We start from the raw sequence: 21,983 nt of genomic DNA on the forward strand, positions 1-21,983 counted from the left end.
AATCACTCTGACAAAGCTAATGAAGCGGATTGTTCGCGCCATGATCCCGGCTTGTCAGGAACGATTTCCGTCAGTTCAATTTTATCGTTGGATATCCGTATAATTTTTCCATAATTTTTTCCCATATAATTCCCAACCCGAACGCGATGAATCGTACCGTCACTTGCTTTTATCAGCCCCCACAAACCTGACTTCATAACCACAGTGCCTACCATTCTTAAACTGTCCAGAGAGAACGCCTCCAGCTCTTCTTTACGGCGGGAAGTATCGGGTTTTATACCGCTACCTGTTCCAACATCCGCCCCGTCCGCCTGCTCAGTCTGTTCCAGCGGCCTGAATGGGTCACGCAACCCCTCCGGCTTAAAGATGAATGGCTCAACAACTTTGATTTCGGGCAATGGCTCAATCGGACCTTTAGGCCTGGCTTTCACTTCGGAGATATAACGATTCAGATCTGAAAAATCGTCGTTTCCGCACCCTGCCAATAGAATGAGAAAAACGGTGCAGCTTATCTGTATACCCGTCCGCCTGCTAATCAATAATGGCAAACCTTTGCGTCCCATTATTTTTTCCCCCTTCTCTTCTTGACGCTGGAGACCGCTTTATCAACGTTTTCGTTATAGGTCTTTATCGTCGCATTCATCAACATGTCCCCCGCTTCATACTTGTCTTTGTCCTTATCTTTGCTTTTGCTCTTATCGATAGGAACAATATTGACATCATGCACGGTCACAATTCTGGGTAGAGCAGCCACCCCACTTACAAACAAGCCCAATTCCTCGTATTTCCCTATTACCTCAATATTAATCGGCAACTCCGAGTAAAAATCTTTGTTCACGGCAGCGGCCGGTTTAAACAATCTGAATTCCAGGCCGCTCGCCAATCCTGTCTGTGAAATATCAATAAGCAGGCTTGCTACTTCTTCCTTAGTGGGCATCTGCCTGAGCATTTCATGTAATGAAACTTCAATTTGCGCTAACTGATCCCGGTAATCCTGGAGATTGACTGCTTTTTTTTGTTTCGTTTCAAACGATAGCCTTAACTCCTTCTCCTGCTGCTCAATATTTTCAAGCTCCTCTAACTGGTCAACGGTGTCATAGTAAACACCTCCGCCGGCCACTACAGAACATATCAGTAAAACGATTGCGGCCTTGATGGGTGATGGCCATGTGCCGGCCGCGTTAAAATCCCAATTAATGTCTGACAGATTCATTGGTCACCTCCCCATTCACGTCTTCGGCCTTTTGCTTGCCCTGCTTCGCATGCATTGTGAAATCACTTAACTGTTCAGAATTGGTTTTGTCCTTCGACTGAATCACATCAAGCTTTGGAATTTGCAGCCAAGGCGATATATCTATCGCGCGCATGAAAGCGGAAACTCTCGCATTCGATTGCGACTTGCCATCAAAAGTCAGGTCGGATGCGGTTTGGGTGAATTTGGTAAGAAAGACGCCTTCAGGTGTCGTTCGAGCGATTTCATCGAATAAATGCACAATCTCCGGACGACTTTCCTGCAATCGCTGAATCACATCAATTTTTGCCAGCAACTTGCTTTTTTTCTCTTCAATATCCTTGATTTCCTGAATTTTTTTGTCCAGCAACGCTATTTCATCCTGCAACATTTTATTTCTTCGCTCCTGGTATTCTTTCAGCCCTTCAATATAGAAGTGAACCAGCCCAAGAACAACAATCGTGAGCAGAACTGATAAGACAATCACATTTATAAAATCCTGCTTCTTTTGCTTACGCAGCTCTTCGCGCCAAGGAAGTAAATTGATCTTTGTCATTAGTCAAAGCTCCTTAATGCCAACCCGCAGGCAATCATCATTGCCGGAGCATCATTACTCAATACCTGCGGTTTCACTCGATTGGATAAGGCCATGTTGATGAAAGGATTGGCAATGTAGGTAGGCACGCCTAAGCTTTGTTCAACCAGCTTTTCTACACCGGGAATTGAAGCGCAACCGCCAGCCAGAATGATGCTGTCGATGCCTCTATTCGCACTTGACGAGACAAAGAACTGTAATGACCGAGCAATTTGCTGCACCATAGCTCTTTTAAACGGCTCAAGTACATCAGTGGCATAATTGTCCGGCAATCCGCCGTGTTTTTTTGCCAAACCGGCTTCTTCATAAGACAAACCATATCTGCGCTGAATTTCTTCAGTCAGCTGCCTCCCTCCAAATCCTTGCTCCCTCGTATATACGGTGCGGCAATCATGAAGAACGTTTAAGGTGGCCATTGTTGCCCCTATGTCGGCGATGGCGATGGTTCGTCCTTCTAATGAATCCGGCAATTGATCGGCGAGCAATGTAAATGCGTTTTCCATTGCGAATGCCTCTACATCGACCACTCTGGCCTTCAAACCGGCTTTCGCTAATGCCTCAACCCGGTCGTCCACATTTTCCTTTCTTGAGGCGGCAAGCAGCACATCGACCATGTCCGGATTATTTTCATTTTCGCCTTGCACTTCAAAGTCGAGATTAACTTCATCAAGGGAATAAGGTATGTATTGATCAGCCTCAACCATGATCTGCTCTTCCATTTCATCGCTGGATAGTGAAGCAGGCATGGTTATAATTTTTGTCATGACAGCCGAACCGGCAACAGCTACAGCCGCTTGCTTGAGCTTTGATCCGGACTGCTTTAATGCGACTTTTATGGCGTCAGCTATAACATCGATATTGGCGATATTTTTATCAATGATCGCGTCTTGCGGCAAAGACGCTACCGCATAATTCTCGACCCGGTAACGAGCCCCGACCTTGCTCAATTCCAGTAACTTTACTGCAGCTGTACTTACATCAACACCAAGAACAGCATTCTGTTTTTGATTAAACCAGCTCATGAATTAACTCTCGGAAAACTTGATTATGAATGTATTGCATAAATTGAAAGCCTGTCTCTCGTATGTTCAGCAGTCAAAAAACTAATCACTGTCAGAAGTATAGTAGTGTTTTTTATTTTTTTATTTTGATGAGCAAAATATCCGGTTTATTTGTGTGACCGGTTCCACTATACTCGGACGAAGATTGCTGCAATCGGCATTTGACTGGAAGATCTTGTTATTATTGATAAGCTGTAGTTCCTCTATAACGTAGATTTTATTCAGGCTTACTTGTGACTATAAAAATGCTGTGCGGAAAAATTTTGATAGGATTGATTGCTTTTTTTATAGCGATCAGCGCCTGCTTAGCGCTCGCCGGCTATTTGCTGCATCAAAAATTATCAATGGAACTGCCGGACATAAAAACCCTGCACAATGTTCAGTATCAGATCCCTTTCAGCATTTACAGCAAAGATAATCTTCTCATTGCTCAATTCGGAGAGAAAAAGCGCACTCCAATCAAAATTGATGAGGTTCCCAAGCAGCTTATTGATGCTTTTCTGGCAGCCGAAGATGAACGCTTCTTTAAGCATCCCGGCGTTGACTATAAGGGCTTATTGCGAGCTGCCATACAATTGGCCTTGACCGGAAAAAAAAGACAAGGCGGCAGTACGATTACCATGCAGGTCACGCGTAACTTTCTGCTTGGCAGAGAAAAAACGTATATCCGGAAAATAAAAGAAATTATTCTGGCGCTAAAAATAGAAAACGAATATTCAAAAAAGCAAATCCTTGAACTTTATTTGAATCAGATCTACATGGGCCATAGAGCCTATGGCATCGCTGCGGCTGCACAGACGTATTACGGCAGAGCCCTTAATCAGCTGACGCTTGCCGAACATGCCATGATCGCCGGCTTGCCTAAAGCCCCATCGGCGTATAATCCGATCACCAATGAGACTCGGGCGCTGCAAAGGCGCAATTATGTTTTACGAAGGATGCTTGAGCTTAACTATATAACTCAGCAGGAATTTGAAAGCGCCGCCAACCAGCCTTCAACCGCAAAACTGCAATACGTATTACCTGAGCTTTCAGCGCCCTACTTAGCTGAAATGGTCAGACAAAAGCTTTTCGATAAATATGGTGAAGAAGCGTATACATCGGGTTTTAAAGTCTACACAACAATCGACTCATCATTGCAGACAACGGCTGATCAGGCGCTTAGAAATACATTACACGCTTATGATGAGCGTCACGGATATCATTCAGCACCTCTTGCAAACATTAATACAGTCAACAATTTCAGAGACATTCCCATTATCGGCGATACCCTGCCAGCCTGTATTGTAAGCGTCGATAAAAGCACGGTTACTGCCAGACTTCAAAATAACGCCACCATTGAAATTCCCTGGGAAAATATCAAATGGGCTCAGAATACTGTAAAAAGCTTTCTAAAGCCCGGAGACATCATTCGGGTCCGGCAATTGAAAAACGATACCTGGGCTTTAACTCAAGTTCCCGGAGCGGAAGGGGCTTTTGTTTCAATAAATCCCATCAATGGCGCAATCCTGGCATTATCCGGCGGCTTCGACTTCTCTCACAACAAATACAATCGCGCCACCCAAGCCAAAAGACAGCCGGGATCGGGCTTTAAACCCATCATTTACACCGCGGCGCTAGAGGAAGGCTATACCACGGCCAGCTTTATCAACGACGCCCCCATTGTCGTTGAGGATCAAAGCCAGGAAAACGAGGAATGGCGGCCTGAAAATTACAACCGAAAGTTTTTTGGCCCCACCAGCATTAGATCAGCTCTAACTCACTCGAGAAACATTATTTCCATTCGCCTTTTGAGAACAATAGGCATCGAAAAAGCCGTCTCCGCGGCTTTGCGTTTTGGCTTTACACATGAGCAATTGCCCAAAAGCCTTTCTCTGGCATTAGGCAGCGGCTATGCATCGCCGCTGCAAATGGCGAGAGCCTATGCCACATTCGCTAATGGCGGTTTTCTTATTAAGCCCTATTTCATTGAACGCATTGAATCCAATGAGGGCAAAGTCATCTATCAGGCAAAACCCAGAATTGCCTGCCCATCGTGCGATAGCAGTCAGGAATTGAATAAAACCTATGCCCCGCGGATTATTTCACCAAGAATTAATTTTCTTATGAATTCCTTGCTAAGAGACGTTGTTCAACATGGCACGGCAACTCGCGCAAAAGTTCTGGAAAGGCAGGATCTGGCCGGCAAGACGGGTACAACCAACGAACAGCGCGATGCCTGGTTCAATGGATATACCCCTTCGATCGCAGCTACTGCATGGGTTGGATTTGACAACTATGCGTCATTAGGAAATCTTGAAACAGGCGGCGCCACTGCCTTGCCGATGTGGATAGAATTTATGCAGACAGCGCTGAAAAACACACCTGAAACTCCCTTTGATGCGCCTGAAGGAATAGTAAAAGCATTTATCGACCCTCAGACAGGTCTGCTGATGCCCGAAGGAAGCCGAAATGGAATATGGGAATTTTTTCAGGCCGAGCACGCCCCCAATCAATCCGCGCCAGTGTTTGAAAATTTACCCAGTGACTATAGTCAGCCTCATGAGAAACCGATTGAAGCCCTGTTTTAGAATACGCTGACGTGCAAGATACAAATATTGAGAACTAAAACTGGGGCCATAAGAACAACCCCAGCTTTTTTGATGTGTAACTATCTCTGCCGCTGCTATATATTTAATTGAACAGCTTTTTAAAGTTTAGATACAGTCAGCGTTTTCTGAAATTGCTGAGTTATATCTATAGACTGCAGGAACAAAAAACCCAAAAAGTTATTTGCCGTATTTCTTACGGAATTTATCAACGCGACCTGCTGTATCGACAACACGTTGCTTGCCTGTATAGAAAGGATGACATGAAGAGCACACCTCTATTTGCAAGTCACCTTTTAGTACAGAACCCGTTTCAAATGTATTACCACAACCACATGTTACGGTAATTTGTTTATATTCAGGATGAATTTCTGGTTTCATATCACTTTCACATTACCCATGGACGGGCTACATACTTATTGAAGAACCCCGTATAATACGTTTTTCATACTAAAACCGCAACTCAATTTACACGCATGCGCATTATTACACTAAATGCCAACGGCATTCGCTCGGCAGAGAGCAAGGGCTTTTTCAAATGGATGCACTTACAAAATGCCGACATCATCTGCATACAAGAAACAAAAGCCCAACTATACCAGCTAAACCCTGAGCTCTTCTGCCCGGCCGGTTATCACTGCTTCTATCATGACGCGGAGAAAAAAGGCTATAGCGGCGTGGCGATCTACAGCAAAAAACAACCCGATAAAATTATAAGAAGCATAGGCTGGTCCGACATCGATGCAGAAGGCCGCTTCATCGAAGCGCAATTTGGCAAACTCAGTGTGATATCGCTTTACTTGCCATCCGGCACCTCCGGAGAAGAGCGGCAGCAAATAAAGTTTAAATTCATGGATCGCTTTCAGCCCTATCTGCAAGAGTGCGCGCAAAGCGGGAGAGATTACATTATCTGCGGCGACTGGAACATTGCTCATAAAGAGATCGACTTGAAAAACTGGCGGGGCAATCAGAAAAATTCGGGTTTTTTGCCGGAAGAAAGAGCGTGGCTGACTCAGTTATTCGCCAGCAATCACTGGCTGGACGCTTTCAGACTGATTAATCAAGAAGCCGAGCAATATACCTGGTGGTCGCACAGAGGCCAAGCCTGGAAGAAAAACGTGGGCTGGCGTATTGATTATCAGATCATTAGCGCCGGACTCAAAGACAAAGTGAAAGCCGGATCAATTTACAAAGAAGAGCGCTTCTCCGACCATGCACCGCTTATTATGGACTATGATTACGAGCTTGAGTCAAATATTGATAACGCATCAGCACCAGCACCAGAATAATAGCCGGCAAACCTACGACTGAGGCGTAAATAAAAAATACATAATAACCGTAAGTATCAACAATAATGCCGGATAAACCACCCAGAAGCTGCGCCGGCAATGTCATCAGGGAACTGAATAAAGCATACTGTGTGGCGGTATATGCTGTGTTTGTCAGACTGGAAAGATAAGCAATAAAAACGGATGTCGCTATACCGCCGCTTAAATTATCGGCACTTATTACGCCTGCCAACAACCATAGGCTAGGCTCACTGATCGCCAAAACAGCAAATAGCAGATTAGTACTCGCCACTATGATCGCGCCTAACAGCAAGGGGCGCATAACGCCATACCTTACCACTAACAAGCCGCCCAAGGTTGCGCCGGCAATGGTCATAAAAAAACCAAAAATCTTGCTGATTTCGGCGATCTCTTTTTTACTAAAGCCCAAATCAAGATAAAACGGATTTGCCATTACCCCCATTGTGATATCGCTCATCTTGTAAACTGCAATAAGCGTCAGAATCAACAGACCAACGGCGCCGTTGCGGCTGAAAAACTCCACAAACGGACTCAAAACAGCATCGGAAATACCTGCCAGCACACGCTGCCAGACGTTCTGACGTTTTTTCACACCCAATGCCATCTCAAGCTTACTTTCAAGCACTTCCACGGCTTTAGCCTGCTTGTGCTCAGGCTCGCTTAAACAGAGCGTCGTGACTATGCCGACAAGCATTGCTGCCGCCATAACAAAGTAAGCCAATTTCCAGCCCGAATAATCCGCAATATAAAAAGCGCCCGCGCCAGATACCAGCAACGCAATCCGATACCCCAGCACATAAGTTGCCGCCATTGCACCTTGGTATTCCGGTTTGACAGCCTCAATGCGGTAGGCATCAATAACGACATCTTGCGTAGCCGAGCAAAATGCCACCCATACGGCAAATAAAGCAATCTGTTGTAATTGCGTGTGCGAATCCGAGCTCGCCATACCTGCCAGACCAACCATGACTCCCAATTGAGCAAGAAACATCCAGCCTCGCCTTTTACCCAATAACCTAGTGAACAAAGGCAGTCTCAGCCTGTCGATCACAGGAGCCCAGAATATTTTTATTGAATAAGTCAGCCCCACCCAGCTAAAAAAACCGATGACGGAACGAGTCACGCCCTCATCCCTTAACCAGGCGGATAATGTGGAAAAGACCAATAGAAAAGGCAACCCGGCTGAAAAACCGAGAAGCATCATGCTCAGCACGCGCGGCTGAGCATAAACAGAAAAGGCCGACCGCCAACTTTTTTCAGCTGCCATTGACCTTGCCAGCGAGAAAGCACCGCATTTTCATGCGGTGCATGCTAGAAATTTCAGCCATTAATCAGGTAATGAGCAACGATACTTCCGACATAACCGGCAGCAATCGCTGGCGTCCATTTCAAGTGACTGAAGAAAGTGTATTTATGATTGGATTGACCCATCAAGGCGACGCCCGCAGCCGAACCCACCGACAGCAAGGAACCGCCTACGCCAGCAGTCAGAGTAACCAGCAACCACTGATAAAGACTCATATCCAAATTCATATTCAGCACTGCAAACATGACAGGGATATTATCAACAACCGCTGATATCAGACCAACCAGGATGTTGGCAGTTGTCTGTCCCAAACCATCGTATAAAGCACCTGACAGCAATTCAAGATAGCCGATGTATCCCAATCCGCCCACAGCAAACACAACGCCGAAGAAGAAGAATAAGGTATCCCATTCAGCTTCGCGCACTTTATTAAAAATATCAAACGGCTGACCTTGTGATGAATACATGATATTGATGCGGTATCCATAAATCATCAATGCGGAAAGACCAACCATCATGCCCATAAAGGGAGGCAAGTGCAGAACCTGATGAAAGCTTACCGCTGTAACAATCGTCAGCAAGAATAATACGCAAACCTGGATCGCTCCGGGCTTTAGCTGCACCGCTTCTTCACTGGTAGCCTGAGGTTGCTCATCGGGCACGGCAAAATACATAAATGCCGCCGGGACGCCATAGTTTACCATTGAAGGTATGAAAAGCTTGAAGAAGTCGAAGAACTGGACATATTCTGCCTGCCAGACCATCAGTGTAGTAATGTCGCCAAAAGGACAGAAAGCGCCGCCCGCATTAGCTGCAATAACAATATTAATGAAGCCAAGGCTGACAAACTTCGCATTATCAGACCCTACCGCCATAACTACCGCTCCGACCAATAATGCGGCCGTCAGGTTATCCGCTATAGCGGACAAAAAGAAAGTAATCACGCCAGTAATCAAAAACAGTTGACGGTATCCGAACTGTTTTCTTACCAGCCAGGATCTCAAGGCTTCAAACACATTCCGTTCCGTCATTGCGTTGATATAAGTCATCGCAACTAAAAGGAATAACATCAATGCACCGTATTCTTTCAAATTGTGTTCGAAAGCTTCGTGCATATCTTGTGCTGAAACGCCTGCTTGAGACGCCAAAACAGCAGCATGCGCCCAAATAATGCCAGCTGCCAGAATAACCGGCTTGGACTTACGCATATGCGTAAATTCCTCAGCCATAACAAACCCATAGGCGATAATAAAGATCAGAACCGTGTAAATGCCACGCTCCGTCCCCGTCAGCCCAAGTGTTTCAATTTTTTCGGCTGCCATCGCCATTTCGGGCAATACCAGTATCGATAATAGAAGAAAGAAAAACCGCAACAAAATAACCCCCTAATTTTTTAGTAGTTAATAAACACTGACCGAATCTTAACCGGTAATACTACCACCATATAATAAACTTTGTCATTTTATGGCTCGCAGTATATGATAATCATTCTTGAATACGGGCCCGACAGGCATAACAAATACACTATCCATGTATCAGTATAACGAAGACGACCAAACTCTTATTGAAGAACGCGTAGCCCAGTTCAGAAGGCAAACAGAGCGTTTTTTAAAAGGCGAAATATCTGACGATCAATTTCGCGCATTGAGATTAATGAATGGCGTTTATATTCAAACTCACTCTCCAATGCTGCGAATAGCAGGACCCTATGGCCTGCTTTCCTCCAAACAGTTTCGCAAACTGGCGCATATTGCGCGCGAATACGACAAAGGCTATTGTCATTTTACGACCCGTCAAAATGTCCAATTTAACTGGCCGCAGCTAGAAAGAATTCCCGACATTCTCGAAGAACTGGCCGATGTTCAGATGCACGCCATTCAAACGAGCGGCAACTGCCTGAGAAACACGACTTCAGATCACTTGGCCGGCGTTTGCACTGATGAGCTTGAAGACCCTCGCCCTTATTGTGAAATCATTCGGCAGTGGACTACCTTGCATCCTGAATTCGCCTATCTGCCGCGCAAATTCAAGATTGCAGTCAGCGGCGCCAAACTTGATCGAGCCGCCACTCAATTTCATGACATAGGCTTGCATCTAGTCAAAAACGATGCAGGTGAAACAGGCTTTCAAGTACTCGTTGGCGGCGGCTTAGGCCGCACCCCTATTATCGGCCAAGTGATAAGGCCTTACTTGGAAAAGAAGCATTTGCTGTCTTATCTCGAAGCCATATTGCGCATATATAATTTATATGGGCGCCGTGATAATAAATATAAAGCGCGCATCAAGATTCTGGTCAAAGAAACCGGACTGGAAGAGTTTACCAGGCTGGTTGAGAAAGAATGGCTGCAGATTAGGGACAATCTGGAACTTAGCGCCGAGCGGATTGAAGCGATAAAAGCCCAGTTTACCCCGCCTTCCTACGATCCCAACGCCGCGGAAGACGCCAGCTTTGCGCAGCATCAACAGGAAAACAAAGCCTTCGCCACCTGGGTTAAACATAACACCCTTAATCATAGAGTGCCGGGCTACCGTATTACCTTCCTGTCGCTTAAAGCCCCTGACTCACCTCCCGGCGATATGACAGATACGCAGCTTGACGCGGTTGCAGACCTGGCGGATCAATACAGTTTCGGACTGATCCGGAGCACCCACAGACAGAATCTGGTATTCGCCGATGTCAGGCAAGCGGATTTGTTCTCACTATGGCAGAAACTGGACGCGCTAAAACTGGCGACGCCTAACATTGGCACCGTGACCGATATGATCTGCTGCCCCGGCCTTGACTTTTGCTCGCTGGCCAACGCCAGCTCCATCGGCATTGCCAAAGAAATCAATGAGGCCTTGGATGATATGGACTACATCCATGACATAGGCGATGTAAAAATCAACATGTCCGGCTGCATGAACGGCTGTGCGCACCAAAGCGTCGGCCATATCGGCATCCTGGGCGTTGATAAAAAAGGCGTTGAATGGTATCAATTGACGCTAGGCGGATCTTCGGAAAATGAAGCCGCAATTGGCGAACGATTAGGTCCCGCTGTTGCCAAAGACCAGGTAGCCAAAGTGGTGACGACTATTCTTGACGTCTATGTCAAACAGCGCCTGGACGATGAATCATTCCTGGACATGGTAAAACGGGTCGGAATCACCCCATTCAAAGAAGAAGTCTATGCAGATAATTAAAGACAAGCAGATCATTGATGACAGCTGGAATTATATTTCTGATGACGCCGAACTGAAGGCCGGCAACATCAGCGTTTCACTGGCTCGCTGGAATAAAGACAAGCAGCAACTGTTGCATCATGATGGAAAGGTAGGCGTTAGGCTAGAACCCTCTGACTCGGTTGACAACATTGCCGAAGACCTGAAAAAAATTGAATTGATTGAACTGAACTTTCCTGTTTTTGCTGACGGGCGCGCATTCTCTCATGCATGGCTGCTTAGAAATCGCTATCAATATACAGGCGAAATCAGAGCGACAGGACACTATATGCCGGACCAGGTATTTTATTTGTCGCGCGTCGGCATCAATGCATTCAGTCTTGAAAAAACTGAAGACCTGCCTGCAGCTTTGTCTACGCTAAATGACTTTACAGTCATTTATCAAAAATCCACCAATTAAAATATAGCCAGGTGGGCATCATCATGCCCACCTGACCTTTTCACATCCTCGGCCCCATCCAGCCCTCCGCCAACCGACTCGATCATCCGGGAGTTATGCTGCGGACACGCTTCGTTCAAACATAAAATCGCCAGCGTATCTTTGAGCGCCGCCAATCTGTACTGGCAAAATTCTTCAGAATTTTTATGGCTTTAATTTTGGCATAAAAAAGCCGCCCTTCAGATAACGCCTGAAGGGCGGCTTTTTATCAGAATATCAAACCAGACTAATGATTATCTATGCATGATGCTGATGCCTTTCAATAAGGTCAGTGCTTCATGTACTGCATAATCTTTGAGCTCCAGGATTTCTTCCTTAACCTTTTCCGTCTGCTCTACATTCGTTTTCTCATCTTTACGTTTGTTGCCATTCGTTAAATGATGCGACAAATCCGATTCTTTCACAGGCGTGAATTCCGACTTATCCACTGACTCCAGTTTTACACGGGCCAAGGCAATATCCGGCTCAATACCCTCAGCCTGAATAGATCTTCCTGAAGGGGTGTAGTACCGCGCAGTAGTCAATTTAACTGCCGCGCCATTGCTTGTAGGCAATATAGTCTGAACCGATCCCTTACCGAACGATTTCTCACCGATGATTACCGCTCGTTTTTGATCCTGCAAGGCTCCGGCTACGATCTCAGAAGCCGACGCAGAACCCGCGTTAATCAGCACGACAATTGGCGCGCCTTCGATAATATCATCAGGAGAAGCATTGAATCGCATTTCAGAATTCTCAATACGCCCTTCTGTATAAACGATAAGCCCGCTTTTAATGAACGCATCGCTTACTTCCACAGCCGCATTTAACACGCCTCCGGGGTTATTTCTTAAATCCAGCACCAGGCCTTTTAAATTGCCCGCATTTTCCTTTTTCAGATCGGCGATAGCTTCTTTAAGACTTTCTCCGGTTCTGGATTGAAAACTGCTGATACGCACATAGCCGTAGTCTTTTTCCAGCATCCGGCTTTTTACACTTTTAACTTTTATTATGTCTCTGGTTATGGTTATTTTCAGAGGCGCTTCCTCCCCTTCTCGCACAACCGTGAGTAAAATCTTGCTGCCCGGCTCGCCTCGCATGATTTTAACTGCATCGTTCAAAGACATGCCTTTAACCGGCTGATCATCAAGCCGGACAATAAGATCGCCGGTTTTTATGCCCGCTCTTTGCGCAGGCGTATCGTCAATTGGCGAAACCACTTTAACGAAGCCGTTTTCCATCGTTACTTCTATACCCAGGCCGCCAAATTGCCCTGTAGTACCTTCCTTTAACTCCTGATACTCTTCTGCAATGAGATAGGCCGAATGAGGATCAAGCCCAGACAACATGCCGCGAATCGCATCTTCCAGTAATTTTTTATCAGAAACAGGTTCTACATAATCCCGCTTGATCCGACCAAAAATTTCCGTGAATGTCCGCAAATCTTCGAATGGCAGTGCTTCAGTATCAGTGGCAACCTCTGCATTATCCCGATCAGCAAAGACGCTGCCACAGGTGCCTACAAAAACACCCAGCATAATGCCCAGGAACAATATAAAAACGCTCTTCTTTTTTAGCATGTATCTTAAAACTCCGAATACGATTTCCTAAAATATTATCCAATGATTAACTAACTTGACCCTGGCTTACTTTCCGACACCATTCAAGAGGATCGACCGGCTTGCCTTGCTTGCGTATCCCAAAATATAACCCAGGCTGGCTACGCCCGCCACTCTGCCCTACGGAAGCGATAATCTCACCCGCTTCCACCCATTCACCGACACGCTTGTAAAGACTCTGATTGAAAGCGTAAAGGGACATATACCCCTTGCCATGATCAATGATAGTCAACAAACCGTAACCCCGGAGCCATTCCGCATAGACGACTTCTCCTTTGGTGACGGCATGTATTTCGGTGCCTTCTCGAGCCTCGATCAATACGCCATCCCAAAGCCCCTCCGAGCGCGGGCTGCCGAACTTCTGCGCCAACTTCCCCTCGACTGGCCAAGGCAATCGGCCTTTGAGCAAAGAGAAGTCACCTTTAAGTTTGGAAAAATCTGCCTTAATTTCAGCAGTTCCATCCTGGTCGTCAACCGAATCGCTCTTAAGAGCCAGAAGATCTTCTTCATTCCTGGCAGACCCTGCCTGATCGGCATCAAGAGCGAACTCATCGGTTCTTTCTCCCTGCAATGAGGCAATCAAAGCCATCAACTCATTTTCGCTTTCTTTCAAGCTATTTAATTGCTGTTCATTTGAGGAAAAATCCCGACTTAATTGTATCAGTACATCATTTCTCCGTTTTCTGACATCAGCCAAAGCTGTTTGCTCTGCCTTCTTTTGTTCCAGTTTTTGTTCTAAAAGTTCAGTTTCTTCTATTTTTTGTTTATCCAGCTGACTTAGATGCCTCAAGGCCTCGTCGATATCCGCCAGTTTCTTTAAGCGAGCCTTATTAAGATAATTGTAATATACCATCATCCGGCTTGATAAGGCGGGGTCTTGCTGATTCAGCATTAGCTTCAGCTTTTCTTTTTGCCCCATCGCGTAGGCTGCTTTTATCTGACCTGCCAGTTCTTTATTATGTTTTTTTACTTCGTCCTGATAGTTCTGTATGTTTAGCTGGGTCTGACTCAGATTTTGCCGCTTCTGATCAATTTGTTCTTGCAGCTCTTTCAATAAAGCGACTGTCTCTCCATATTTTCTTTCAATGTCTGCCAATTGAGCGTTTAACGTATCTTTTTCCTGCTGGATACGTTCCATATTTTGCTCGACGGCCCTGATATCAGACTGAACATCATCCAGTTCCTTGCTTTTTTGCGAAACATCGGCTACAGCCTGACTTATAAATGCGCTCAGCAAAAAACAAAAAACTATCTTTTTTCTCATTCACAGGTTAAACAGATTTAAGAAGCGATCTACCAGTCATTTCAACGGGTTGCTCAATGCCTAAAATAGCCAGCATAGTCGGCGCCAAATCAGACAAACTGCCGCCAGAGGCTAATGGCTTGTCGCCGCCCACATAGACCAGAGGCACTGGATTGGTAGTATGAGCGGTATGAGGCTGCCCTGTCTCTTTATCAACCATCTGTTCGATATTGCCATGATCAGCAGTCAACAACAGGCGTCCGCCTACTGTCAGCAATGCATCGACAATGCGCTGTAATGAAGCGTCCACGGTTTCAACCGCCTTAATGGCTGCGTCGATCACGCCGGTATGCCCCACCATGTCGCAATTGGCATAGTTGCAGATAATCACATCGTATTTTCCGCCCGTAATGGCCTCCACCAAATGATCGGTCACCGCCGGCGCACTCATTTCAGGCTGCAGGTCATACGTTTTGACCTTGGGAGACGGCACTAATATTCTGTATTCTCCAGGAAAAGGCGTATCTATGCCGCCATTCAGGAAAAAGGTGACATGTGCATATTTTTCGGTTTCAGCCAACCTTAACTGTCTCATGCCTAAATTGGACAGTACTTCTCCCAAGCTATTCTTTATATCAATGGAAGGAAAAGCCACGTCGAAATCAAAATCCTGATGGTACTCGGTTAAAGTTGCGAAATAGCCTTTATGAGGTTCATGGCTTCTGTCAAAAGCATCAAAATTTATTTCCGTTAAAGCCCGGCTGATTTCACGCGCACGGTCCGCACGGAAATTCATAAAAACAATGGAATCATCAGGATCCAGGACTATGGGCTGATGATCGCCCCCCAAAACAGCAGTCGGGGAAACAAACTCGTCAGTTTCTCCTCTGCTATAAGCCGACTCCAAACCCTCCATGGCCGAATCGGCATAAAAACTCGCCTCGCCTTTTGCGATTAAATCATAGGCGCCTTTTACGCGCTCCCAACGATTATCTCTATCCATGGCATAAAACCGTCCGGCAATCGAGGCTATGCGTCCCACGCCCAATTCAGCGAATTTTGCTTCCAGCAATTGCAAAGATGACGCCGCGCTCTTAGGCGGTACATCCCGCCCATCCAAAAATGCGTGCATATAAATTTTACTCAAGCCGCGTCTGGCGGCGAGTTCAACCATCGCCAGAATCTGGTCCTCGTGACTGTGCACGCCGCCTGGAGACAATAAACCCAGGATGTGTAACGCCTTGTTTGACTCTTTAGCGATATCTACGGCTCGACAAAGCACCGGATTTGAAAAAAAACTGCCGTCTTTTATGGCATTATTGACCAATGATAAATCCTGAGGCACGTAACGACCGCTTCCGATATGAAGATGTCCTACTTCCGAATTTCCCATTTGCTCGTCAGGCAGTCCCACGACATTTCCGGAACAATTCAGCAAAGTCATGGGATAATCGCGCTGCAGTCTATCCCAGCAGGGCGTATTAGCCATTGCAATCGCATTGTATTCTTTGTCCTGCGAATAACCGAACCCGTCAAGGATCAGTAATACCAAAGGCTTTGGCCGATTTAACATTCTTTATTTATCTCCGTACGCTTAAGCAGAAACTCACTGCAACCGACTGCTTTTAGACTCGCAATCAGTGGAAATGTTGTTTTGTTTCTTCATTACCCAAAATGATTGAAAATGGGGTATCATTTTGTTAGATTTACTAATTTTTTGATTTGGCAACTTGATAAAAATTCGTAAGCAAGTGGTCATTATAGTAATACACGTTAATAGATGTGTATAAATAATTCTTCGTGGGTTCTTTTTTTAGAATTAGACTCAGACAACCCAGCAACATTAAGCAGTCCTATGGAAACTAAAGACGAGTACATTTTATATAATGACCCCGACATCACCAAAGCGGCGCGCTGCTTAAAGGCAATGTCGCATCCATTGCGTTTGAAAATTTTGTGCGTGCTTGGCACTAATTCAGTCAGCGTGCAAGATATTGTAGAACAGGTTGGAACCAGCCAGAGCAATATTTCCCAACATCTGGCCATTCTTCGGGAAAAAAACATTCTCGGCCATAAAAAGGAAGCCAACCGGGTTTATTACTACATCGACGATGAACGCATGCTGCAGCTCATCAAAATGATGCAAGACGTCTTCTGTTCCATCAACTGATTTATTTTTCCTTTCATTTATTCAACACCGATTTATTATGGACCGCTATTTAGAATTCATTTTAAATCACTACATCTTATCTCTAGCGCTGGCTGTAGTGACATATTTATTAATACAGGAATTTTTTGACACGGCATTCAAAAAATTCAAATACATTTCGCCTTTATTGGCGGTCGCCAAAATGAATGACGGCGAGGCTGTTGTTATCGATGTGCGCGAACCAAACGAGATTACTCAAGGCCATATTGAGAACGCCATCAACACGCCTTTAAGCAAACTGCCGGAACATCTCTCAAAACTGGCGCCGCACAAGGGAAAGCCTGTTCTTATAGCCTGCCAAACTGGCGCACGCGCAGCTTCTGCCGGCAAAATACTGGCTAAGGCAGGATTTGAGCAGGTATTCGTCATTACCGGCGGCATGCAATCCTGGGAAGGCGATTATAAATTACCCATAAAGATACCCGGCAGAAACAAGGCTGCCGCCTGACTTTTTAAGCAGACGGCTTGCAAACCCGTAAATTTCACGATTACTCTATAAAACTAACCAATAATTCCTCATGGCCGAAGAAAATAAAACCGTAGAAAAACAATTTTCCATTCAAAAGATCTATACCAAGGATATTTCTTTTGAGACCCCAAATTCACCTAAAGTATTTATCGAGAAATGGGAGCCCTCCGTCGACTTCAATCTCAGCACGCATGTTGAAACGTTGGAGAATTCGCTTTATGAAGTAGCGCTTACCATTACCATCACCGTTAAAAGCGGCGATACGACGGCATATCTTGTTGAAGTCAATCAGGCCGGCATTTTCGCCTTGAATGGCTTTAACGACCAGGAAATGGGCCCGATGGTTGGCAGCTTCTGCCCCAACATCCTTTTCCCTTATGCGCGGGAAGTCGTTTCCGATCTCGTAGCAAAAGGCGGTTTTCCGCAATTGCTGCTGGCGCCGGTAAACTTTGACGCATTGTACGCACAACACCTGCAACACGTACAAAATCAAGCCCCCAGCTCTGAGACCGTCAACTAAGCCGAATATGAATAAAAAAATATCTGTTCTGGGCGCCGGCTCCTGGGGAACGGCGCTTGCGATTCTGGCTGCCAGAAACGGTTGTCAAACACTGTTATGGGGCCACAATCCGGATCATATCGCAAATCTGGCAAGAGATCGGCAAAATGCCCGCTATCTGCCTGGCTTGCCTTTTCCGGAAACGCTTTCCGTGACGACGGACTTGGCTGAAGCTGCTGCATTCAGCAACCTGATACTCGTTTCAGTGCCCAGCCATGCCTTTAAAGATACGTTGATCAAGCTCAAGTCTTATGTATCCGATGATGTAAAAATTGCCTGGGCTACCAAAGGCTTTAACCCGCAAACAGGCGCATTACTGCATGAAATAGTGGCTGAAGTCTTTTCTGCACAAACGCCTGCAGCCGTCCTTTCAGGCCCTTCCTTTGCCCGCGAGGTTGCCGCCGATCTGCCCACCGCCGTCACGATCGCATCATTTCAGCCGAACTTCGCCAACCAATTAGCCGATATTCTGCACAGCGGCCGTTTCCGTGCCTATACCAGTTCCGATCTGATTGGCGTGGAAGTAGGAGGCGCTGTAAAAAACGTTCTGGCTATTGCCACTGGCATTGCCGATGGCCTTGGTTTTGGCGCTAACACACGGGCAGCCTTGATTACACGAGGCCTCACCGAAGTCATCCGCCTAGGCGTCAAACTTGGCGGCAAACAGGAAACCTTCATGGGTTTGGCTGGCTTGGGTGACCTTATTCTGACCAGCACAGACAACCAGTCCAGAAACCGGCGCTTTGGCCTGGCTTTGGGTCAAGGCAAAGACAGAGCGACGGCAACCCGGGAAATCGGCCAGGAAATTGAAGGCGTTTCAGCCGCAAAGGAAACGTTCCTGCTGGCTCAAAAATATGGCATAGAGATGCCTATCACTGAACAGACCTATAAGGTTTTATACGAAGGCTTGCCGCCACTGACGGCAGTAGAGAATCTGCTGGCGCGCGAGCAAAAATCCGAGTCTTAATGCCGCCCTCAAAGGAACAGCATTAAAAATCAATTGACAGTTCATCCACTGACTTTTATCGCACCGCCCTGCTCATCGGCTGAGCAGGGATCTCTACTTTATCAGCGCGCCTGAAAAAGACATCTGCCGCCAAGCCTCGTACAAGACAATTGAAACGGTATTGGACAAATTCAGGCTCCGGCTTTCCGCTCTCATAGGCAAATACAGGCGCCTGTCGGGAGCAAGTCCTGCCAGAACAGCCTCAGGCAAACCTCTTGTCTCCGGCCCGAACAAAAAAGCGTCCCCGGACTGAAAAGCCGTCTCACTATAGACTTGCCGCCCCTTGGTAGTCAGCGCAAACAAGCGCTCAGGCCTGACGCTATCCATAAAGGCAGCCAAAGAATCATGTTCCCTAACATCAACCCATTCATGATAATCGAGACCCGCACGGCGCAGTTTTTTATCATCCAATTCAAAACCCAGCGGTTCAATCAAATGCAGTTGAACGCCCGTATTCGCGCATAAACGAATAATATTGCCGGTATTCGCAGGAATTTCCGGCTCATACAAGACGATATGAAACATCTTAATCTTTATTGCCTACACTGACCGGCGTCAGTTTCCAGATATCGTCATTGTAATCGGCAATCGTCCTATCCGTGGAAAATTTACCGCTGGCCGCGCAATTCAGGATACTCATGCGAATCCAGTGATCCTTATCGCGATAAGCATCTTCCACACGGTTTTGGGCATCGACATAGCTGCGAAAATCGGCAACAGTCTTCCACGGGTCGTGCGGACTTTTAACCGATGCAATGATATCGTCAAAGATGCCCGGTTCGAACTGGTTGAAGTGCCCGCACTCCAGCAGATTCATAACACGCTGCAGATCCTCATCCTGACTGATGATTGAAGCAGGGTCATAATGATGGCTCAATTCTTCAACCTGCGCTTCGGTCAAACCGAACAGGAAGAAATTCTCATGACCGACTTCTTCCCGAATTTCGATATTGGCCCCATCCAAAGTACCAATCGTCAAAGCTCCGTTCATCATGAACTTCATATTGCCGGTGCCCGAGGCTTCCTTGCCGGCCGTTGAAATCTGCTCTGACAGATCAGTGCCCGGACAGATTTTTTCCATGGCCGACACCCGGTAATTAGGCATGAAAACCAGTTTCAGCTTATTGCCAATATCGGGATCGCTGTTGATGACATGGGAAACATTATTGATCAGCTTTATGATCTTTTTCGCCATGTAATAGCCCGGTGCGGCCTTGCCGCCGATCAACACGCAGCGATTGGTCCAGGTTGCCGTGTCACCGCGTTTAATGCGGTCATAAAGATGAATGACATGGAGTACATTCAGCAATTGACGCTTATACTCATGAATTCGCTTTACCTGCACATCAAATAAAGCATCCGCGTCCAGATCGATATCATGTTCCTGCTTTTTATAATTGATGAGCCTTTCCTTGGCATTTTGCCGGACCTGATACCAGCGTTCGCGGAACGCCTTGTCGTCGGCAAACGGCTTCAGATTTTTTAATAAAGACAAATCGGTCAGCCAGCCATCGCCTATGGCTCCAGTAATCAGCTGCGCCAGTTCCGGATTACAGCCTGCCAGCCAGCGGCGCGGCGTTACGCCATTGGTTTTATTGTTGAATTTCTCCGGCCAGAGCTCATAAAAGTCCCGAAACAAACCTTGTTGCAGCAACTTTGAATGCAACTCGGCAACACCATTGACTGAATAGCTGCCGACTATCGCCAGATAGGCCATTCTGACCTGTTGCTGAGGGCCTTCCTCAATCAGCGACATGCGCGCCAACCGATCTATATCGCCGGGCCAACGCGCCGATACTTCCGCCAGAAAATGGGCATTGATATCAAAAATGACTTCCATCAGACGGGGCAATAATTGCTTGAACAAATCAACCGGCCACCGCTCCAGCGCTTCCGGCAAGAGCGTGTGGTTAGTGTACGCCATCGTGTTGCGGGTAATATGCCAGGCCTCATCCCAGTCCAGGCCGTACATGTCGATCAGCAGACGCATTAATTCCGCAACCGCTATGCTCGGATGGGTATCGTTCAACTGAAAACAATTTTTCGCCGCAAATTCCGAGAAATCGTTGCCGTGCCGTCCGACCCAGTTGGCGATCACATCCTGCAAGCTTGCCGAGGCAAGCAAGTATTGCTGGCGCAAACGCAGAACCTTGCCGTTTTCATTGGCATCGTTCGGATACAGCACCATGGTGATATTTTCGGCCGTATTCTTGGCTGCAACCGATTCCGCATAATCGCCGGCATTGAATTCCTGCAAATCAAACTCTTCCGTTGCCGTGGCCTTCCATAAACGCAGCGTGTTGACTGTGCCGTTCTGGTAGCCGGGAATCGGCGTATCAAACGGAACAGCCAATATGTCATGGGTATCGACCCAATAAACTTTTTTATTGCCGTGCTCATCGGCATGGGTCTCAGTGCGTCCGCCGAATTTGATGCGATGTGTATACTCAGGACGCTCAATCTCCCAGACATTGCCATTACGCAGCCAATGGTCCGGTTTTTCCACCTGTTCCCCATTAACGATATCCTGGGAGAACATGCCATATTCATAACGCAAGCCATATCCGGTCACAGGCAGCTGCAATGTCGCGCAGCTGTCGATAAAACACGCCGCCAGACGCCCCAGGCCGCCATTGCCGAGACCGGCATCCGGTTCGCTGTCGATCAGTTCTTCAAGCTCCAGCCCCAATTCATACATGGCGCTATCGACTGCATTATTAATGCCCAGATTAAGCATAGCATTGCTTAATGTACGCCCCATCAGGAACTCCATGGACAAATAGAACGCTCTTCTGCAATCCTCATCCCTGTATGCATTATAGGTTTCCTTCCAGCGCACTATAAGCCGATCGCTGACAACCATAGCCAACGCTTCATAGGCGTAATGCGGCGATTTGCAATGCTCGTCTCTGCCAAGCCTGTGCCCGTAATAATGTTTAAAATCGGCCACCAAGTGTTCTTTATCCATTCCTAAGTCCGGAAGCGTAGTAATGGCTGGAGCGGGTTTACTTTTCTTGAAACTTCTATTCGGCATAATTCTTAATACTTGAGGAATTTATATGAAATCGATGTTAACCATTAAACACACCCTGATCAAGCCTCGGCCTCATGGGCATGGTTATTTTTAAGGGATTTTTCAGATCGGCA

20 protein-coding genes are annotated in these 21,983 nt (G+C 46.5%); 8 read left to right on the forward strand and 12 right to left on the reverse strand.

The genetic code is table 11. The annotated features are described in order from the left end of the window. Window positions 1-2 precede the first annotated feature (2 nt). Genes V2P20_RS15800 through V2P20_RS15815 form a run of 4 tightly spaced genes read right to left on the reverse strand, consistent with a single transcriptional unit; the run spans window position 3 to window position 2,848 of the window. Window positions 3-563 (reverse strand): pilus assembly protein PilP, encoded by a 561-nt coding sequence (locus V2P20_RS15800; RefSeq protein WP_194968239.1) that lies wholly within the window; start codon window positions 561-563, stop codon window positions 3-5. Continuing rightward, window positions 563-1,213: a type 4a pilus biogenesis protein PilO gene (locus tag V2P20_RS15805; RefSeq protein ID WP_331819980.1), complete on the reverse strand. Its 651-nt coding sequence runs from the start codon at window positions 1,211-1,213 to the stop codon at window positions 563-565. Before V2P20_RS15805 ends, V2P20_RS15800 begins: the two co-directional genes overlap by 1 nt. After that, entirely contained in the window at window positions 1,194-1,787 is a 594-nt protein-coding gene (locus tag V2P20_RS15810) for a PilN domain-containing protein (RefSeq protein WP_331819982.1), read from the reverse strand. Before V2P20_RS15810 ends, V2P20_RS15805 begins: the two co-directional genes overlap by 20 nt. After that, entirely contained in the window at window positions 1,787-2,848 is a 1,062-nt protein-coding gene (locus V2P20_RS15815) for a pilus assembly protein PilM (protein ID WP_194968236.1), read from the reverse strand. Before V2P20_RS15815 ends, V2P20_RS15810 begins: the two co-directional genes overlap by 1 nt. Before the next feature lie 284 nt (window positions 2,849-3,132). Between V2P20_RS15815 and V2P20_RS15820 the strand changes: the two genes are divergently transcribed. Beyond that, complete coding sequence (locus tag V2P20_RS15820; RefSeq protein ID WP_331820164.1) at window positions 3,133-5,457, forward strand: penicillin-binding protein 1A; 2,325 nt, start codon at window positions 3,133-3,135, stop codon at window positions 5,455-5,457. A gap of 198 nt (window positions 5,458-5,655) precedes the next feature. Here the strand turns inward: V2P20_RS15820 and rpmE are convergent, their stop codons facing one another. Continuing rightward, entirely contained in the window at window positions 5,656-5,856 is a 201-nt protein-coding gene (rpmE, locus tag V2P20_RS15825; protein WP_268119351.1) for a 50S ribosomal protein L31, read from the reverse strand. 95 nt (window positions 5,857-5,951) lie between these two features. Here rpmE and V2P20_RS15830 point away from each other — a divergent pair, with 95 nt between their 5' ends. After that, window positions 5,952-6,764: an exodeoxyribonuclease III gene (locus tag V2P20_RS15830; RefSeq protein WP_331819986.1), complete on the forward strand. Its 813-nt coding sequence runs from the start codon at window positions 5,952-5,954 to the stop codon at window positions 6,762-6,764. On the opposite strand, the gene V2P20_RS15835 is transcribed toward V2P20_RS15830, so the two are convergent. Continuing rightward, window positions 6,700-8,052, reverse strand: a complete 1,353-nt coding sequence (locus V2P20_RS15835) for an AmpG family muropeptide MFS transporter (RefSeq protein WP_331819988.1) — start codon at window positions 8,050-8,052, stop codon at window positions 6,700-6,702. The genes V2P20_RS15830 and V2P20_RS15835 overlap by 65 nt on opposite strands. Before the next feature lie 53 nt (window positions 8,053-8,105). Continuing rightward, window positions 8,106-9,413 carry a sodium:proton antiporter NhaD gene (nhaD, locus tag V2P20_RS15840; RefSeq protein ID WP_331819990.1) on the reverse strand — a complete coding sequence of 436 codons (1,308 nt, stop codon included), beginning with the start codon at window positions 9,411-9,413 and terminating at the stop codon, window positions 8,106-8,108. Window positions 9,414-9,621: 208 nt separating this feature from the next. Here nhaD and V2P20_RS15845 point away from each other — a divergent pair, with 208 nt between their 5' ends. Continuing rightward, entirely contained in the window at window positions 9,622-11,274 is a 1,653-nt protein-coding gene (locus V2P20_RS15845) for a nitrite/sulfite reductase (RefSeq protein ID WP_331819992.1), read from the forward strand. Next, window positions 11,261-11,713, forward strand: coding sequence for a DUF934 domain-containing protein (locus tag V2P20_RS15850; RefSeq protein ID WP_331819994.1), 453 nt, complete (start codon window positions 11,261-11,263; stop codon window positions 11,711-11,713). The genes V2P20_RS15845 and V2P20_RS15850 overlap by 14 nt, the downstream gene beginning before the upstream one ends. Before the next feature lie 272 nt (window positions 11,714-11,985). On the opposite strand, the gene V2P20_RS15855 is transcribed toward V2P20_RS15850, so the two are convergent. The 3 genes from V2P20_RS15855 to gpmI are packed head-to-tail and all read right to left on the reverse strand — an operon-like array spanning window position 11,986 to window position 16,166. After that, window positions 11,986-13,311: a S41 family peptidase gene (locus V2P20_RS15855; protein WP_331819996.1), complete on the reverse strand. Its 1,326-nt coding sequence runs from the start codon at window positions 13,309-13,311 to the stop codon at window positions 11,986-11,988. A gap of 46 nt (window positions 13,312-13,357) precedes the next feature. Further along, window positions 13,358-14,614: a peptidoglycan DD-metalloendopeptidase family protein gene (locus tag V2P20_RS15860; protein WP_331819998.1), complete on the reverse strand. Its 1,257-nt coding sequence runs from the start codon at window positions 14,612-14,614 to the stop codon at window positions 13,358-13,360. A gap of 7 nt (window positions 14,615-14,621) precedes the next feature. Then, window positions 14,622-16,166 (reverse strand): 2,3-bisphosphoglycerate-independent phosphoglycerate mutase, encoded by a 1,545-nt coding sequence (gpmI, locus tag V2P20_RS15865; RefSeq protein ID WP_331820000.1) that lies wholly within the window; start codon window positions 16,164-16,166, stop codon window positions 14,622-14,624. Window positions 16,167-16,448: 282 nt separating this feature from the next. On the opposite strand from gpmI, the gene V2P20_RS15870 reads away from it, so the two are divergent. The 4 genes from V2P20_RS15870 (at window position 16,449) to V2P20_RS15885 (ending at window position 18,797) form a co-directional block, all read left to right on the forward strand. Then, the gene (locus tag V2P20_RS15870) at window positions 16,449-16,763 is read left to right on the forward strand and encodes a metalloregulator ArsR/SmtB family transcription factor (RefSeq protein ID WP_027159106.1); all 315 of its coding nucleotides are present in this window, start codon (window positions 16,449-16,451) and stop codon (window positions 16,761-16,763) included. Between the two features lie 37 nt (window positions 16,764-16,800). Further along, the gene (locus tag V2P20_RS15875) at window positions 16,801-17,250 is read left to right on the forward strand and encodes a rhodanese-like domain-containing protein (protein WP_331820004.1); all 450 of its coding nucleotides are present in this window, start codon (window positions 16,801-16,803) and stop codon (window positions 17,248-17,250) included. 70 nt (window positions 17,251-17,320) lie between these two features. Then, the gene (gene secB, locus V2P20_RS15880; protein WP_331820006.1) at window positions 17,321-17,791 is read left to right on the forward strand and encodes a protein-export chaperone SecB; all 471 of its coding nucleotides are present in this window, start codon (window positions 17,321-17,323) and stop codon (window positions 17,789-17,791) included. A 7-nt stretch (window positions 17,792-17,798) separates the two neighbouring features. After that, window positions 17,799-18,797, forward strand: coding sequence for an NAD(P)H-dependent glycerol-3-phosphate dehydrogenase (locus V2P20_RS15885; RefSeq protein ID WP_331820008.1), 999 nt, complete (start codon window positions 17,799-17,801; stop codon window positions 18,795-18,797). A gap of 93 nt (window positions 18,798-18,890) precedes the next feature. On the opposite strand, the gene trmL is transcribed toward V2P20_RS15885, so the two are convergent. Together trmL and V2P20_RS15895 are read right to left on the reverse strand one after the other, a co-directional pair. Beyond that, complete coding sequence (trmL, locus tag V2P20_RS15890) at window positions 18,891-19,361, reverse strand: tRNA (uridine(34)/cytosine(34)/5-carboxymethylaminomethyluridine(34)-2'-O)-methyltransferase TrmL (protein WP_331820010.1); 471 nt, start codon at window positions 19,359-19,361, stop codon at window positions 18,891-18,893. Between the two features lies 1 nt (window position 19,362). Continuing rightward, window positions 19,363-21,870: a glycogen/starch/alpha-glucan phosphorylase gene (locus V2P20_RS15895; RefSeq protein WP_331820012.1), complete on the reverse strand. Its 2,508-nt coding sequence runs from the start codon at window positions 21,868-21,870 to the stop codon at window positions 19,363-19,365. Between the last annotated feature and the right edge of the window lie 113 nt (window positions 21,871-21,983).

Source organism: Methylobacter sp. Wu1 (assembly GCF_036553575.1).
GTDB lineage: Bacteria > Pseudomonadota > Gammaproteobacteria > Methylococcales > Methylomonadaceae > Methylobacter.